We start from the raw sequence: 15,135 nt of genomic DNA on the forward strand, positions 1-15,135 counted from the left end.
TTGAAAACCCCTCTGATAGATCGTCGCGATTTCCTGAGAGCTGCTGGCGTTGGCTTCATGGCCGCGATGGCGCCGTCGGCCTGGGCAACGACGCTTGCGGCCGACGCCGTCTTCGCCACCGCCTTCGTCAAGCGCGACGGCAGCTTTGGCGCCGCCGTCCTGTCCGAGGCTGGCAAGGTGCTGCATGCGATCGACCTGCCCGATCGCGGCCATGATGTCACCTTCGATCCGGTGTCGAAGCGCTCGGTGGTGTTCGCTCGCCAGCCCGGCACCTTCGCCGTGGTTTTCGACCACTCGGGCCGTGACGCGCCGCTGACCATCGCCAGCATCGCCGGCCGGCATTTCTTCGGCCATGGCGTGTTCTCAGTCGATGGTGCGCTGCTCTATGCCACCGAAAACGACTTCGACAACGCCGCTGGCGTCGTCGGCGTCTACGATGCGCGGGCGAAATTCAGCCGTGTCGGCGAGTTCCCGACCTATGGCATGGGTCCGCACGAGCTTCTGCTCCTGGGCGACGGCAGGACGATCGCTGTTGCCAATGGCGGTATCGAGACCCATCCGGATTACGGCCGCGCCGAGCTCAACATCGCCACCATGAAGCCGTCCTACGTGTTGATCGACCGCGTTACCGGCGACCTCATCGAGAAACACGAATTGCCGGCCGTGCTGCATCAGCTTTCGATCCGCCACATGGACACCGATCCGTCCGGCACGGTCTGGTTCGGCTGCCAGTACAGGGGGCCGCGCACCGATCGTCCGTTGCTGGTCGGCCGCGCGGCGCGCGGCAAGGAACTGCAACTGCTCGACATGCCCCAGGACGTTTTGTCCGGCTTCCGCAACTATATCGGCTCGGTCGCCGCCAATCCGGCTGCCGGCACCGTCGCCGTCTCCTCGCCGGAAGGCAATTCGCTTGTCGTGATCGATTCGGCCAGTGGCCGGGTCGTCGCGAACAGCGCGCTGGTCGAGGTCTGCGGGGTGGCGCCCGACGGAACCGGCTTCATGGCCACCACCGGCGCCGGCGAAATCGTCGAGGGCAGCGGTGCGACACGCTCCGAACCGGACTATGTCTGGGACAACCACATGCTGCGCATCGAGCTGGTCTGATAGCTCTCCGGCCGAAGCGAAGCCGCTTAACAAATTATGCACTATCCCCTTGCGGTGGCGGGCCGTGGCGGGCACAGGGGATTGTTTCTCGAACCGGTCGCTTCATGAAATTGCTTGCCATCGACTGTGCCGCCAACCTCTGCGCCGCCTGCGTCTATGACGTCGTGGCGAAGCGGGAGCTTGGCCGTTCGGTGCTCGATCTCGGCAAGGGCCATGCCGAGCAGCTGATGACGGTCATCGCCGAAGCGCTGAAGGCAAGTGCAACCGACTATGCAGGGCTTGGCGCGATTGCTGTCTCTGTCGGCCCCGGTTCCTTCACCGGTCTGCGCGTCGGCGTCTCGACCGCGCGTGGCCTGGCGCTGGCGCTGAAGGTTCCGGGGATCGGAGTGACGACGCTCGAGGCGCTGGCCGCTGAAGCAGCAGCGGCATTCCCCGGTCGCGCCGTTCTGGCAGCACTCGATGCCGGGAGGGAGGAAATCCATGCCGCCCTTTACGATGAAATGTCAGCTTTGACTTACGGTCCGGCGGTGGCCACGCTGGCAGAAGCCGTGGCGATGGCGACGGAGGGTTCTTCGGTGCTTGCCGGTACCGCAGCAGCGCTAATTACCGCATCGGCCGGGCGCCCCTTCGATATCGGGCCTCAGACGGCAACTGCCGACATTGTCACCTACGCCCGTCTGGCGGCCGCCAAGGGCGAGAGCGAAAGGCCGAAACCCCTTTATCTGCGCGGCGCGGACGCCAAGCCGCAGGCTGGCTTCATTCTATCAAGGCAAGCAAGATAATGCGCATACCTTTTCTCCAACCACGCCGCCGGGACTATGCGCTCGAGCCGCTGAGGATCGCCGACAGCCGCGCGGTCTCGCTGCTGCATCGCGAGGACTTTGTCCGCCCGTGGACCGATGGCGAATTCGCCGCCTTGCTCGAACAGGACACCGTCTTCGGCTATGCGGCGCGCGAAACCGGACAGGGCGCCAAGCCGCCCGTCGGCTTTGTGCTGGCGAGGCTCGCGGCCGGCGAGGGTGAGATCCTGACCGTCGCGGTGGCGCGATCGCATCGCCGGCAGGGATTGGGCTGGCAATTGATGGACGCGGTGTTGCGCGAATTGCACGCGCAGCGCGCCGAAGCGCTGTTCCTCGAGGTCGACGAGACCAATGTTGCCGCGATTGCGCTCTATCGACGACTGGGCTTCCGCGAGGTCGGCAAGCGGCCGAATTACTACAGGTCGGCGGAGCACGGGCCGACCGGCGCGCTTGTCATGCGCCGCGATCTTCGCTAGCGAGACGGCCGGGGTAGGGCGATGATCAAGAAAATCAGGATTTTCCTGGCGCTGGGCCTCGTTGTCGCCGGCTCATTGGTCCTCGTGCCATTGCAGATACTGTCGATGAAGACCGGCTGGTGGCCGGAAACGATCATCCTCAAGATCTGGCACAGGCTCATCATCAGGGCGCTCGGCATGCGCATCCATGTCAAGGGAGCGCTATCGGCCAAGCGTCCTTTGCTGGTGGCGTCCAATCATATCTCCTGGACCGACATCATGGTGCTCGGCTCTTTTGCCGACGTGAAATTCATCGCTCGAGCCGATATGGAAGGCTGGCCGCTGATCGGGATGCTGTCGAAGCTGCAGCGCACCGTGTTCATCGAGCGCGAGCGCAAGCGTTCGTCGGGCGACCAGGCGAGTGAAATCGCCAGCCGCATGGCCAAGGGCGATGCCATGGTGCTGTTTGCCGAGGGCTCGACCGGCGACGGCAACATGATCCTGCCGTTCAAGAGCACGCTGTTTGGCGCCGCCTCGATGGCGATTTCGGAAGGCGCGGCCGAGCAGGTCTTCATCCAACCGGTGGCGATTGCCTACACGCGCCTGCACGGCGTGCCGCTCGGCCGCCGGCACCGCCCGCTTGCCGCCTGGATCGGCGATGAGGATTTGATGCCGCATCTCAGGGTGCTGCTGGCGGAGGGCGCCCTCGACGTCGAGGTGCATTTCGGCGAACCGATCGCCTTTTCCAAGGGCTCGAACCGCAAGGAAACGTCGAAACTGATGGAAAGTCAGGTGCGCGGGATGATGCAGGCAGCGCTTGCCGATCCGCGTCCGAGCCGCTAGCCCCGGCATGTGCCTGCAGGCGCATGCTGAAAATCGTCTGTTTTTTGTCACGGAAAGGCGTTAGAAGCCGCCGGATGGACTTGAACACGATAGAGCGTGACGACATCGACGCCGTGGCCGAAGGGATGGCCGCCGCGCCGGCTGCAGCGACCAGGAAGGTCTTCATCAAGACCTATGGCTGCCAGATGAACGTCTATGATTCACAGCGTATGACCGATGCGCTGGCCGCCGACGGCTACACCGCGACCGATGCCATTGGCGAGGCCGACCTGGTGCTGCTCAACACCTGCCACATCAGGGAGAAGGCGGCCGAAAAGGTCTATTCCGAGCTCGGCCGTATTCGCGATATGAAAGCCGAACGTGCCTTGGCCGGCCGTAAGATGCTGGTCGGCGTCGCCGGCTGCGTGGCGCAGGCCGAAGGCGCCGAGATCATCCGCCGTTCTCCGGCCGTCGACCTGGTCATCGGCCCGCAGACCTATCACCGGCTCCCCGACGTGCTGGCGCGGGTGCGCGGCGGCGAGAAGATCGTCGAGACCGACTACGCCATCGAGGACAAGTTCGAGCATCTGCCGCAGCCGAAGCGCGCCGAGGTCATCAAGCGTGGCGTCACCGCCTTCCTCACCGTGCAGGAAGGTTGCGACAAGTTCTGCACCTTCTGCGTCGTGCCTTACACCAGGGGCTCCGAAGTCTCGCGGCCGGTGGCGCAGATTGTCGCGGAGGCCGAGCGCCTGGCGGAAGCCGGCGTGCGCGAAGTGACGCTGCTTGGCCAGAACGTCAATGCCTGGCATGGCCGGGGCGGGAACGGCGAGGAGTGGGGCCTTGGCCGGCTGCTGTTCAGGCTCGCCGAAATTCCCGGCCTGGCGCGGCTGCGCTACACCACCAGCCACCCGCGCGACATGGATGACGAACTCATCGCCGCCCATCGCGATCTGCCGGCGCTGATGCCCTATCTGCATCTGCCGGTGCAATCGGGGTCCGACCGCATCCTCAAGGCGATGAATCGCCGGCACACGGCGAAGGATTATCTGGCGCTGCTCGATCGCATCCGCACCGCCCGGCCTGACATCGCACTTTCCGGCGACTTCATCGTTGGCTTTCCCGGTGAGACAGAAGCGGCTTTCGAAGCGACCATGGAACTGGTGCGCCAGGTGAACTACGCCTCGGCCTTCTCGTTCAAATATTCGCCTCGTCCCGGCACGCCGGGCGCCGAAATGCCCGATCATGTGCCGGAAACAGTCAAGGATGAGCGCCTGCAGCGGCTGCAGGCTCTGCTTGTGAAACAGCAGCAGGATTTCGGCTTGAGCCTCGTCGGCAGCACCATCGACACGCTGATCGAGAAGCCCGGCCGTCAGGCTGGCCAGAAGGTCGGCCGCTCGCCCTGGCTGCAGCCGGTTATTGTTGATGAAAAGGCCGGCGAAATCGGTGACATTATCCAGGTGCGAATCACGAAGACAGGTTACAATAGCCTGTTCGCCGAATTGGCCTGAGGGGTCTCGGCAGATGAGGAGAGACGGTTGAGCGCAGCAGAGCTGAAGAACCTGCCCCCGGTACCGGCATCTGGGGCTTCTGACATGGCGCACATCGTTCTGACTTTCGACAACAACAAGCTTGCCAGCGCCCTCTACGGTCAGTTCGACGAAAACCTCGCCAGGCTTGAGCAGAAGCTGGGCGTCGACATCCGCTCGCGCGGTAACCAATTGACCATCAAGGGCTCGGCGTCAGCCGCCGAGCAGGCGCGCCGTGCGCTCGACAATCTCTACGGCATTCTCCAGAAGGGCGTCGATATAGGCCAGTCCGACGTCGACGGCGCCGTGCGCATGGCGATCGCCGCCGATGACCAGCTGACGCTGCCGACGCTGGAACGCAAGGGCAAGGTCTCCGCCGCCCAGATCGCCACCCGCAAGAAGACGATCTATGCCCGCTCGCTGAACCAGGACGCCTATATGCGGGCGCTGGAACGGTCGGAACTGGTGTTCGGCATCGGCCCGGCCGGCACCGGCAAGACCTATCTGGCGGTGGCGCATGCGGCCATGCTGCTTGAGCGCGGCATGGTCGAGCGCATCATTCTCTCGCGGCCGGCGGTCGAGGCCGGCGAGCGGCTCGGCTTTCTGCCGGGCGACATGAAGGAGAAGGTCGATCCCTATCTGCGGCCGCTCTATGACGCGCTCTACGACATGATGCCGGCCGACAAGGTCGAGCGCGCCATTGCCGCCGAAGTGATCGAGATCGCGCCGCTCGCCTTCATGCGCGGCCGCACGCTGGCGCATGCCGCCGTCATCCTCGACGAGGCCCAGAACACCACGCCGATGCAGATGAAGATGTTCCTGACCCGTCTCGGCGAGAACTCGCGCATGATCGTCACCGGCGATCCGACCCAGATCGACCTTCCCTCGAACACCAAATCGGGCCTGGTCGAAGCCTTGCGGGTGCTGGACGGCGTGGCAGGCGCGGTCACCGTGCGCTTCAACGATGGCGACGTGGTTCGCCATCCGCTGGTGGCGGAAATCGTCAGGGCCTACGACCGGGACGCCAAACTGGCGCGCGGCCTCGGCGCCGAGAATTGATCTTGACGATGCGGCTTCATGCCTGAGGACATAAGATCCGGCGGCGGGAATGTTCCCGTCGACATCGATATATCGATCGAAGCGGGCAACTGGCCCGATGAGGCAAGCCTGACGCGGCTGGTCGACCGCGCTGTCACGGCTGCTTTTGCCGAAACCGGCGTGGCGGGCCGTTCCGAACTCAGCCTCGTTTTTTCCGACGATGCCCATATCCGTACCCTCAACGCTGGCTGGCGCGGCAAGGACAAGCCGACCAACGTCTTGTCTTTCCCGGCTTTTCCGCTGGCGCAAGGCGGCCCGCTGCCGCCGATGCTCGGCGATATCGTGCTGGCCGCCGAGACGGTCGCGCGTGAAGCGGCACTGGAAGACAAGCCTGTCGAGAACCATATCACCCATCTCGTCATCCACGGCCTGCTGCACTTGCTGGGCTACGATCACGAGACCGACACTGAGGCCGAGGCGATGGAGGCCATCGAACGCGCAGCGCTCGCAAGGCTTGCCATTCCCGATCCCTACGCGTAACTACATCTGACAATTGACCGGACGACGATGAACGACAAACCAGATACTGCCGCCCGCCCCGACGCCGGCAGTGCGACCAAGGCTTCCGATACGTCGGAAGAGGGATCAAGTCCGAGTACCGTTACCCCTGGTGCTGCCAGCGTCGGCAGCGCTGCCAGCGACACATCGCCTGCTGGTCCCTCCCTGTTCGACCGCGTTTTGGGCCTGTTTCGGCAACGCAACGGAACCAGCCTGCGTGAGGAAATTGCCGGCGCGCTTGCCGAAACGACGAGCGATGCCGAATCCTTCTCGCCCGGCGAACGCGCCATGCTCAACAACATCCTGCGGCTGCGCGAGGTGCGCGTCGAGGACGTCATGGTGCCGCGGGCCGACATCCAGGGGGTCGAGATCACGACGACGCTTGGCGATCTCCTGGGCACCTTCGAACAATCCGGCCATTCACGCATGCCGGTCTATTCCGAGACGCTCGATGATCCGCGCGGCATGGTCCATATCCGTGACGTGCTGGCCCACATCACCAAGATCGCGCGCGTCAAGAAGGGCCGCACGACCAGGAAAACCCCGGCCGCCATGGTTCTCGACCTCGCCCAGGTCGACCTCGCGCGCACCATTGGCGACCTCAATCTGATCCGCCCGGTGCTGTTCGTGCCGCCGTCGATGCTTGCCTCCGATCTGATGGGCCGCATGCAGACGACGCGCACGCAGATGGCGCTGGTCATTGATGAATATGGCGGCACCGACGGCCTTGCCTCGCTGGAGGACATCGTCGAGATGGTGGTCGGCGACATCGAGGACGAGCATGACGACGACGAGCCGATGATCACCCAGAGCGGTGACGGCGTGTTCATCGTCGACGGCAAGGCCGAGATCGACGATGTTGCCAAGATGATCGGCGAGGATTTCGCCGCCGGCGAACATGGCGAATATGTCGACACCATCGGCGGCATGATCTTCAACACGCTTGGCCGCGTTCCGGCGCGCGGCGAGGTGGTGCAGGCGATACCCGGCTTCGAGTTCCACGTGCTCGACGCCGATCCGCGCCGCGTCAAGCGCGTGCGCATCGTGCAGAGCCAGAAGGGCGAGCGCCGCCGCCGCGCCGCGCGCACCGAGCAGGCATGAGCGTTACGCTCGCCCGATGACTGTCGACGACCCGTTCAAGCATCCCAGTCTGGGCTCCGGTGTTTTCTATAAGGACCCTCGTGCCGCGCTGGACTGGCTTGAAGCAGCCTTCGGCTTCGCGCGCAGCATGGTGGTCAGCGATGCCGAGGGCAGACTTGTTCACGCCGAGATGCGGTTCGGCGACAGCTACATCATCGTCGATTCCGAATGGGCCGATTATGTCGCCAGCCCGGCTTCGGTCTCGGGCAAGAACACGCAATCGGTCTATGTCAGACTGAAGGATAGCATCGACGCACATTGCGAGCAGGCTCGGGCCGCCGGCGCCGATATAATCCAGGAGCCGACAGATCAGTTCTACGGCGAGCGCCAGTATCGGGCGCGCGATCCCGAGGGCCATGTCTGGACCTTCACCCTGACCCTCCGTTCGGTTCCGCGCGAGGAGGCCGAGCGGCTGGGCGGTGTTCAAATCGACGGCTGGCACCGGTAGGGCGGTGACCGGGGCTTGCGTCACGGCTTGCCATCCGGCGTTTGGAGCGCGGACCGCGGCCTGTTAAATCTTGCGTCCTGATTCGCGCGACTCGGAAGTATGCATGGAGCGCCTGGCCGGCCGGATAATTCTGCTTTGGGGTTGGCGGCGCGCGCTCGTGGCGTTTCTCGCAGGCGCTTTTGCCGTGCTTGGGCAGGCGCCCTACGATTTCTTCGCCGCCTGTTTCATCTCGTTTCCGCTGCTGGTCTGGCTGCTCGACGGCGCCACCGGTGAAGCCTCCGGCAGCCTGTTCCGGCGCCTGCGGCCGGCCTTCGCCGTCGGCTGGTGGTTCGGCTTCGGCTATTTCCTTGCCGGCCTCTGGTGGATCGGCTCGGCCCTGCTGGTCGAAGCCGATAGCTTTGCCTGGGCGCTTCCCTTCGCGGTGGTCGGCATTCCCTTCATGCTCGCCTTTTTCTACGGCTTTGCGGCCATGGTCGCCCGTTTGCTGTGGAGCAACGACATCGGCCGCATCGCCGCCCTTGCCTTCGGCTTCGGGCTGACGGAGTGGCTGCGCGGCTTCCTGTTCACCGGTTTTCCCTGGAATGCCGTCGGCTACGCGGCCATGCCCGTGCCCTTGCTGATGCAGAGCGTCTCGGTGACCGGGATGATCGGCATGAACGCGCTCGCTGTGTTCGTTTTCGCGCTGCCGGCGCTGCTGGCCGCGCGCCGGCATCTTCGCCTCGGCGCGGCGCTGTTTGTCGTGCTTGCCGCTGCCCATGTCGGCTTCGGCTATGTCAGGCTTGCCGCTCCCGAGAAACCGGCGGCGCGCAGCCTGGACGTCCGCATCGTGCAGCCGGCCGTGGACCTGTCGGAAAAGTGGGACGCCTCGGTGCGCGACCGTATCTTCGCCACCTTGATAGGGCTGTCGGCCAAGGCGCCGGACCCTGGCCATGAAAAGCCGCAACTGATCCTGTGGCCCGAAACCTCGGTGCCGTTCCTCTTCACCGAGCGTCCGGACGCATTGACGGCACTGGGCGACATGCTCGGACCTGGCCAGATGCTGATCGCCGGCGTCGTCCGCGAGGAAGGCGGCTCGGCCGCGAATGCCGACAGCCGCTATTACAACTCCGTGGTGGCGATCGACGACAAGGGTGAAATCACTGACGCTGTCGACAAGGTTCATCTGGTGCCGTTCGGCGAATACCTGCCTTTCTCCGACCTGCTCGAGCGTTTCGGCATCGAGCAGCTGGTTGCCGGGCCGATGACGTTCGCGGCCGGCAATGAGCGGCATGCCATCACCCTGCCTGACGGCATCAGCGCACTGCCATTTATCTGTTATGAGGTGATCTTTCCCGATCTGGTGGCAGTTGACGCAACGTCAGCACAGCTTATTGTGAACGTCACCAATGATGCGTGGTTCGGCGACACGCCGGGTCCGTATCAGCATTTCAGGCAGGCCCAGATCCGTGCGGTGGAGAATGGATTGCCATTGCTGCGTGCTGCCAACAACGGCATCTCGGCCGTCGTTGATCCGCGCGGCCGCATCGTTGATGCGCTGGCTATCGACGCCCGCGGCGCCATCGATGCCCATGTCCCGATTTCCGAACAGGCGGTCATATCTCCCGGCCAACGGCGCATTAACGGAATGCTGATCATGTTGCTGTTTGCCATCGCCGCCACATTGTTGAACGTAAGGCAAAGGCTACGGGTGAATTGACAGCCTACACATTAGAAACTCATACTGTAAGCGCCTGAAATTTCTCGAAGCCGGTTGATCATTCTGTTGGGGCAGTTGCCTCCGGCTTCGTTTGGGCAGGAAAAAAATAGAGAAAGCCGAAAAAATTCGGCGAGGAAAAAATGACAGAAGACAACAAGAAGAAACCGAATCCGATTGATATCCATGTCGGCAGTCGCATCCGGCTTCGCCGCAACATGCTGGGAATGAGCCAGGAAAAGCTGGGAGAAAACCTCGGCATCACATTTCAACAGATTCAGAAATATGAAAAGGGCACCAACCGCGTCGGCGCCAGCCGTCTGCAGGCGATCGCGTCCATACTCGGCGTGCCTGTCGCCTTCTTTTTCGAGGATGCGCCCGGCCAGGAGCCCGTGGCGGGCCGTGGATTTGCCGAGGATGCGTCGATGGCTTTCGCCGTTGAATTCTGCGGCAGTCCGGAAGGACTCCAGCTCAACCGGGCCTTTGTCAAGATCGCCGACGCCAAGGTGCGCCGCAGGATCATAGACCTGGTCAAGTCCCTCTCCACGGACGATCCCGACTGATCCGCAATCACGCCAGAGCCGGCGGCGTGTTGCCGCCGGTGGCACAAGATAACTGCATCGACATTCATGCCAGAGCCGAAGCACCGCTTGACGAGCGGCGCTTCGCCCCGCTAACACGTGGCGCGCCAAAATCGGCAGCCTGCCGATCGTTTTTCAAGAGGGGACACCCGTGACGCGGCAGAACTACTTCTTTACCTCGGAATCCGTTGCCGAGGGCCATCCCGACAAAGTCTGTGACCGGATTTCCGACGAGATCGTCGATCTGGTCTATCGCGAAGCCAAGAAGACCGGCATGGACCCGTGGAAAGTCCGTGTCGCCTGCGAGACGCTGGCCACCACCAACCGAGTCGTCATCGCCGGCGAAGTGCGTGTTCCCGACACGCTGCTCAAGAAGGACAAGGCCGGCAACATTCTCAAGGATGCCGCCGGGCATTCGGTCGTCAATCCGGCCAAGTTCAAGTCGGTCGCCCGCAAGGCGATCCGCGAAATCGGCTATGAGCAGGCCGGCTTCCACTGGAAAACGGCGAAGATCGAGGTCCTGCTGCACGGCCAGTCGCCGGATATCGGCCAGGGCGTCGACAATGCCTCCGACCGTCAGGGCGAAGAGGGTGCCGGCGACCAGGGCATCATGTTCGGTTATGCCTGCCGCGAGACGCCGGATCTGATGCCGGCGCCGATCTACTACAGCCACAAGATTCTCGAACTGCTGGCTGCCGCCCGTCACGAGGGCAGCGGTGAAGCCGGCAAGCTAGGGCCGGACGCCAAGAGCCAGGTCACCGTTCGCTATGTCGACGGCAAGGCCGCCGAGGCGACGCAGATCGTGCTGTCCACACAGCATCTCGATGCGAGCTGGGATTCGAAGAAGGTCCGCAAGGTCGTCGAACCCTATATCCGCGAGGCGCTGGGCGACCTCAAGATCGCCGACAACTGCATGTGGTACATCAACCCGACCGGCAAGTTCGTCATTGGCGGGCCGGACGGTGATGCCGGCCTGACCGGCCGCAAGATCATCGTCGACACCTATGGTGGTGCCGCACCGCATGGCGGCGGCGCGTTCTCCGGCAAGGACACCACCAAAGTCGATCGTTCGGCGGCCTATGCGGCGCGCTATCTGGCCAAGAACGTCGTGGCGGCGAAACTCGCCGACCGCTGCACCATCCAGCTTTCCTACGCCATCGGCGTTGCCCAGCCGCTGTCGGTCTATGTCGACCTGCACGGCACCGGCAAGGTCGACGAGGCAAAGCTCGAGGAGGCGCTGCGCACCGTGATGGATCTGTCGCCGTCCGGCATCCGCCGCCATCTCGATCTCAACAAGCCAATCTATGCCAAGACGTCGTCCTACGGCCATTTCGGCCGCAAGGCCGGCCGCGACGGGTCTTTTTCCTGGGAAAAGACCGATCTCGCCAAGGCGCTCAAGGACGCGGTCGCCGCCTGACAGCGGCGCCGCAGAGTCCCGCCATGGACCCGAAGGACAGACCAAGCCGCGCGACCGAAGCCTTTTTCGGTCGCCGGCGCGGCAAGACCATGCGTCCGCAGCAGGCGGCCGCGCTGGAAAGCGGTTTTGGGACGTATCGGCTCGATCTGACGGCCGAACCGCCGGCCGATCTGCACACTCTGTTTGAAGCCGAGGTTTGCGCAGTTCACCTCGAGATAGGCTTCGGCGGCGGCGAACATTTGCTGCATCGCGCGACCGAGGCGCCAGCGATCGGCTTTATCGGCGTCGAACCGTTCGTCAACGGCATGGCCAAGATGATGATGGCGGTGCGCGAGAAGCCGCTCGCCAATCTGCGGGTTTATGACGACGACGCCACACGGCTGCTCGATTGGCTGCCGCAAGCCTCGCTCGACGGCATCGATCTGCTCTATCCCGATCCCTGGCCGAAGAAGAAACACTGGAAACGGCGCTTCGTCAGCCCGGTCAATCTCGAGCGGTTCGCGCGCGTGCTGAAGCCTGGTTCAAAATTCCGCTTTGCGTCCGACATCGACACCTATGTCAACTGGACCCTGCTGCATTGCCGTGCGCATGGCGCGTTCGCGTGGCAGGCTTCGGAGGCGGCGGACTGGCACCGGCCCTATGATGGCTGGCCGGGGACGCGTTACGAGGCGAAGGCCATTCGTGAGGGTCGGCGGCCAGCCTATCTCACTTTTGTCAGAGCATAGGCCCGCCCACGGCGCACCAGCTTTGCAAAGGCGGGTGTCATCCACTCGCCAGGTTCAGAAACGGCCGATCCTGTTGAAGACAGCCGGATCCATTCCAAGCCTGCGCAAGTCGTCGGCGCGCGGCTTGCGGCCCGCTTCCACGGCACGCGAGGCAGCGACCGCGCTGCCAAATGTCGTGAAAAGTTCGCCTATGGCGGTTAAGATCTTGCGGTTGGTCATGGTCATGCCCTTTCGGTGCCGTGTCGTGCAATCATCTTTGTGTGATGCACCATAAATGGGGACGCAACGGCAAAGCTCACAGGGGTTTCGCCGCATGGAGGCCATGCGTCTGGCGCAACACTGGCGCCTCAGGGCTTTTGTTCGGACTGCACGGCGGGCTTGAAACACCGGCCATGATCGTTTATATCAGCCTCAAATTCTTGGTCGGTATGACGAAGAGTGGGTCCACCCGGTCCCGCTCTTTTTTATTACCTGCCGATAACTTCGGGTAGAACGACAGGGCTTCAATGACTGCAACGGCAAGCGAGGGCGACGATCGCATCATCCGCGAAAGCGGCATCGATGCGCGCATCGCGCTGATCGTCCAGCCGGTTCTGCGTGGCATCGGCTTCCGCCTCGTGCGGGTGCATCTGTCGGGCCAGAACGGGCTGACGCTGCAGATCATGGCCGAGCGCGAGGACGGCACCATGACCGTCGAGGATTGCGAAGAGGTCAGCCGCGCGGTGTCGCCGGCGCTCGACGTCGATGATCCGATCGAAAAGGCCTATCACCTCGAAGTCTCGTCGCCCGGCATCGACCGGCCGCTGGTCCGCAAATCGGATTTCACGACCTGGACCGGTCATCTGGTCAAGATGGAAACATCGATCGTCGTTGCCGACCGCAAGCGATTCAAGGGCAAGATCGTCGAGGCCGGTGAAGACGATGTGCTGATCGAGCGCGAAAAGGCCGCCTATGGCGAGGAGCCGACGGTGCGGGTCCCCTATGACGCAATTTCCGAAACGCGCCTGATCCTGACCGACGATCTCATCCGAGACGCCCTGTCGAAGGACAACAGGGCGCGCAAGGAAGCCAAAAGACACCGCGGTGAACCGGATGATGACGTGCCCCAGGGTGTGGAAGCGGACGCCACGGAAGAAGACGAACAGGAACTATGATTGAGCTGCCGGGCGCAAAGGTCCGGCAAACAGGCTCGGGAGAAAAACGATGGTTGTAAGCGCCAACAGACTTGAACTGCTGCAGATCGCCGACGCGGTTGCGCGTGAAAAGTCGATCGACAAGTCGATCGTCATCGCCGCCATGGCCGATGCGATCCAGAAGGCGGCGCGCTCGCGTTATGGCCAGGAAACCAACATCCGCGCCGACATCAACCCGAACACCGGCGAGATGAAGCTGCAGCGGCTGATGGAAGTGGTCGAGAAGGTCGATGACTACGCCACGCAGATCGCCATTTCCTCCGCCCGCGAGCGCAATCCCGACGCCCAGCTCGGCGATTTCATCGCCGAACAGCTGCCGCCGATGGATTTCGGCCGCATCGCCGCCCAGTCGGCCAAGCAGGTCATCGTGCAGAAGGTGCGCGAGGCCGAACGCGACCGTCAGTATGACGAATACAAGGACCGCATCGGCGAAATCGTCAACGGCACCGTCAAGCGCGTCGAATACGGCAACGTCATCGTCGACCTTGGCCGCGGCGAAGCGATCATCCGCCGCGACGAACTGATCCCGCGCGAAAACTACAAATATGGCGACCGCGTCCGCGCCTACGTTTACGACGTGCGCCGTGAGCAGCGCGGCCCGCAGATCTTCCTGTCGCGAACCCATCCGCAGTTCATGGCCAAACTGTTCACCATGGAAGTGCCGGAAATCTATGACGGCATCATCGAGATCAAGGCCGTCGCCCGCGACCCGGGCTCGCGCGCCAAGATCGCCGTCATCTCGCGCGACAGCTCGATCGATCCTGTCGGCGCCTGCGTTGGTATGCGCGGCAGCCGCGTCCAGGCCGTCGTCGGCGAATTGCAGGGCGAGAAGATCGACATCATTCCGTGGTCGCCTTCGGCCGCGTCCTTCATCGTCAACGCGCTGCAGCCGGCGGAAGTCGCCAAGGTCGTGCTCGATGAGGATGCCGAACGCATCGAAGTCGTGGTTCCCGACGACCAGCTGTCGCTGGCCATCGGCCGCCGCGGCCAGAACGTGCGGCTCGCTTCGCAGCTGACCGGCTGGGATATCGACATCCTGACTGAGGCCGAAGAATCCGAGCGTCGCCAGAAGGAATTCGTCGAGCGCTCGTCGCTGTTCATGGAAGCCCTCGACGTCGACGAGATGGTCGGCCAGGTGCTCGCCTCCGAAGGCTTCACCAGTGTCGAGGAAGTCGCTTATGTCGATTCCGGCGAGATCGCCTCGATCGACGGTTTCGACGAGGACACCGCTTCGGAAATCCAGACCCGCGCCCGCGAATATCTGGAGAAGATCGAGGCCGAGCACGACGACAAGCGCAAGGCGCTCGGCGTCTCGGACGAATTGCGCGAAATCCCCGGCGTCACCACCGCCATGATGGTGACGCTCGGCGAAGACGGCGTGAAGACGATCGAGGACTTCGCCGGCTACGCCGCCGACGACCTCACCGGCTGGAAGGAACGCAAGGACGGCGAAACCAAGGTGTTCCCCGGCGTGCTTGCCAATCACGGCGTCGCGCGTGCCGATGCCGAGCAGATGGTTCTGGCTGCCCGCCTCAAGGCCGGCTGGATCACCGAAGACGAGCTTGCGGCCGAAGAAGTCTCGGCTGACGAAGCCGTTGGTGCGTGAGGTGAAACCGCATCGCACCGAACCCGCCC

General features: G+C 63.5%; 16 protein-coding genes. 15 read left to right on the forward strand and 1 reads right to left on the reverse strand.

Going from position 1 to position 15,135, the window contains the following annotated elements:
• The 13 genes from C8D77_RS18790 (at position 1) to trmB (ending at position 12,307) form a co-directional block, all read left to right on the forward strand.
• Entirely contained in the window at positions 1-1,104 is a 1,104-nt protein-coding gene (locus tag C8D77_RS18790; protein ID WP_109666771.1) for a DUF1513 domain-containing protein, read from the forward strand.
• 104 nt (positions 1,105-1,208) lie between these two features.
• A complete protein-coding gene (tsaB, locus tag C8D77_RS18795) occupies positions 1,209-1,886 on the forward strand; it encodes a tRNA (adenosine(37)-N6)-threonylcarbamoyltransferase complex dimerization subunit type 1 TsaB (protein ID WP_109666347.1) in 678 nt (225 codons plus the stop codon).
• Positions 1,886-2,380, forward strand: a complete 495-nt coding sequence (gene rimI / locus C8D77_RS18800; protein WP_109666350.1) for a ribosomal protein S18-alanine N-acetyltransferase — start codon at positions 1,886-1,888, stop codon at positions 2,378-2,380. Before tsaB ends, rimI begins: the two co-directional genes overlap by 1 nt.
• Positions 2,381-2,401: 21 nt before the next feature.
• Positions 2,402-3,202: a lyso-ornithine lipid O-acyltransferase gene (gene olsA, locus C8D77_RS18805; protein ID WP_109666353.1), complete on the forward strand. Its 801-nt coding sequence runs from the start codon at positions 2,402-2,404 to the stop codon at positions 3,200-3,202.
• 125 nt (positions 3,203-3,327) lie between these two features.
• A complete protein-coding gene (gene miaB, locus C8D77_RS18810; RefSeq protein WP_425453746.1) occupies positions 3,328-4,689 on the forward strand; it encodes a tRNA (N6-isopentenyl adenosine(37)-C2)-methylthiotransferase MiaB in 1,362 nt (453 codons plus the stop codon).
• Positions 4,690-4,773: 84 nt separating this feature from the next.
• Positions 4,774-5,766, forward strand: coding sequence for a PhoH family protein (locus C8D77_RS18815; RefSeq protein WP_023758127.1), 993 nt, complete (start codon positions 4,774-4,776; stop codon positions 5,764-5,766).
• 18 nt (positions 5,767-5,784) lie between these two features.
• The gene (ybeY, locus tag C8D77_RS18820) at positions 5,785-6,285 is read left to right on the forward strand and encodes an rRNA maturation RNase YbeY (RefSeq protein ID WP_109666359.1); all 501 of its coding nucleotides are present in this window, start codon (positions 5,785-5,787) and stop codon (positions 6,283-6,285) included.
• A gap of 27 nt (positions 6,286-6,312) precedes the next feature.
• Complete coding sequence (locus tag C8D77_RS18825) at positions 6,313-7,404, forward strand: hemolysin family protein (RefSeq protein ID WP_109666361.1); 1,092 nt, start codon at positions 6,313-6,315, stop codon at positions 7,402-7,404.
• 16 nt (positions 7,405-7,420) lie between these two features.
• A complete protein-coding gene (locus tag C8D77_RS18830) occupies positions 7,421-7,891 on the forward strand; it encodes a VOC family protein (RefSeq protein WP_109666364.1) in 471 nt (156 codons plus the stop codon).
• Between the two features lie 103 nt (positions 7,892-7,994).
• The gene (lnt, locus tag C8D77_RS18835; RefSeq protein ID WP_109666367.1) at positions 7,995-9,587 is read left to right on the forward strand and encodes an apolipoprotein N-acyltransferase; all 1,593 of its coding nucleotides are present in this window, start codon (positions 7,995-7,997) and stop codon (positions 9,585-9,587) included.
• 140 nt (positions 9,588-9,727) lie between these two features.
• Positions 9,728-10,147 (forward strand): helix-turn-helix domain-containing protein, encoded by a 420-nt coding sequence (locus C8D77_RS18840; protein WP_023811410.1) that lies wholly within the window; start codon positions 9,728-9,730, stop codon positions 10,145-10,147.
• 169 nt (positions 10,148-10,316) lie between these two features.
• Entirely contained in the window at positions 10,317-11,582 is a 1,266-nt protein-coding gene (gene metK, locus C8D77_RS18845) for a methionine adenosyltransferase (RefSeq protein ID WP_109666370.1), read from the forward strand.
• Positions 11,583-11,605: 23 nt separating this feature from the next.
• Positions 11,606-12,307 (forward strand): tRNA (guanine(46)-N(7))-methyltransferase TrmB, encoded by a 702-nt coding sequence (gene trmB, locus C8D77_RS18850; RefSeq protein ID WP_109666372.1) that lies wholly within the window; start codon positions 11,606-11,608, stop codon positions 12,305-12,307.
• A 54-nt stretch (positions 12,308-12,361) separates the two neighbouring features.
• On the opposite strand, the gene C8D77_RS18855 is transcribed toward trmB, so the two are convergent.
• Positions 12,362-12,526 (reverse strand): hypothetical protein, encoded by a 165-nt coding sequence (locus C8D77_RS18855; RefSeq protein WP_109666773.1) that lies wholly within the window; start codon positions 12,524-12,526, stop codon positions 12,362-12,364.
• A 287-nt stretch (positions 12,527-12,813) separates the two neighbouring features.
• Here C8D77_RS18855 and rimP point away from each other — a divergent pair, with 287 nt between their 5' ends.
• Together rimP and nusA are read left to right on the forward strand one after the other, a co-directional pair.
• Positions 12,814-13,461: a ribosome maturation factor RimP gene (gene rimP / locus C8D77_RS18860; protein WP_109666374.1), complete on the forward strand. Its 648-nt coding sequence runs from the start codon at positions 12,814-12,816 to the stop codon at positions 13,459-13,461.
• Between the two features lie 49 nt (positions 13,462-13,510).
• Complete coding sequence (nusA, locus tag C8D77_RS18865; RefSeq protein ID WP_109666377.1) at positions 13,511-15,106, forward strand: transcription termination factor NusA; 1,596 nt, start codon at positions 13,511-13,513, stop codon at positions 15,104-15,106.
• Positions 15,107-15,135: the final 29 nt, after the last annotated feature.

The organism is Mesorhizobium loti (assembly GCF_003148495.1).
Classification (GTDB): domain Bacteria; phylum Pseudomonadota; class Alphaproteobacteria; order Rhizobiales; family Rhizobiaceae; genus Mesorhizobium; species Mesorhizobium loti.

What these genes read in the sequence shown, in the direction of transcription:
- nusA (WP_109666377.1), top strand. Translation starts at nt 13,511, where the DNA reads ATGGTTGTAAGCGCCAACAGACTTGAACTGCTGCAGATCGCCGACGCG.
- lnt (WP_109666367.1), top strand. Translation starts at nt 7,995, where the DNA reads ATGGAGCGCCTGGCCGGCCGGATAATTCTGCTTTGGGGTTGGCGGCGC.
- tsaB (WP_109666347.1), top strand. Translation starts at nt 1,209, where the DNA reads ATGAAATTGCTTGCCATCGACTGTGCCGCCAACCTCTGCGCCGCCTGC.
- C8D77_RS18840 (WP_023811410.1), top strand. Translation starts at nt 9,728, where the DNA reads ATGACAGAAGACAACAAGAAGAAACCGAATCCGATTGATATCCATGTC.
- trmB (WP_109666372.1), top strand. Translation starts at nt 11,606, where the DNA reads ATGGACCCGAAGGACAGACCAAGCCGCGCGACCGAAGCCTTTTTCGGT.
- miaB (WP_425453746.1), top strand. Translation starts at nt 3,328, where the DNA reads ATGGCCGCCGCGCCGGCTGCAGCGACCAGGAAGGTCTTCATCAAGACC.
- C8D77_RS18825 (WP_109666361.1), top strand. Translation starts at nt 6,313, where the DNA reads ATGAACGACAAACCAGATACTGCCGCCCGCCCCGACGCCGGCAGTGCG.
- olsA (WP_109666353.1), top strand. Translation starts at nt 2,402, where the DNA reads ATGATCAAGAAAATCAGGATTTTCCTGGCGCTGGGCCTCGTTGTCGCC.
- ybeY (WP_109666359.1), top strand. Translation starts at nt 5,785, where the DNA reads ATGCCTGAGGACATAAGATCCGGCGGCGGGAATGTTCCCGTCGACATC.
- C8D77_RS18830 (WP_109666364.1), top strand. Translation starts at nt 7,421, where the DNA reads ATGACTGTCGACGACCCGTTCAAGCATCCCAGTCTGGGCTCCGGTGTT.
- rimI (WP_109666350.1), top strand. Translation starts at nt 1,886, where the DNA reads ATGCGCATACCTTTTCTCCAACCACGCCGCCGGGACTATGCGCTCGAG.
- C8D77_RS18855 (WP_109666773.1), bottom strand. Translation starts at nt 12,526, where the DNA reads ATGACCAACCGCAAGATCTTAACCGCCATAGGCGAACTTTTCACGACA.
- rimP (WP_109666374.1), top strand. Translation starts at nt 12,814, where the DNA reads ATGACTGCAACGGCAAGCGAGGGCGACGATCGCATCATCCGCGAAAGC.
- C8D77_RS18815 (WP_023758127.1), top strand. Translation starts at nt 4,774, where the DNA reads ATGGCGCACATCGTTCTGACTTTCGACAACAACAAGCTTGCCAGCGCC.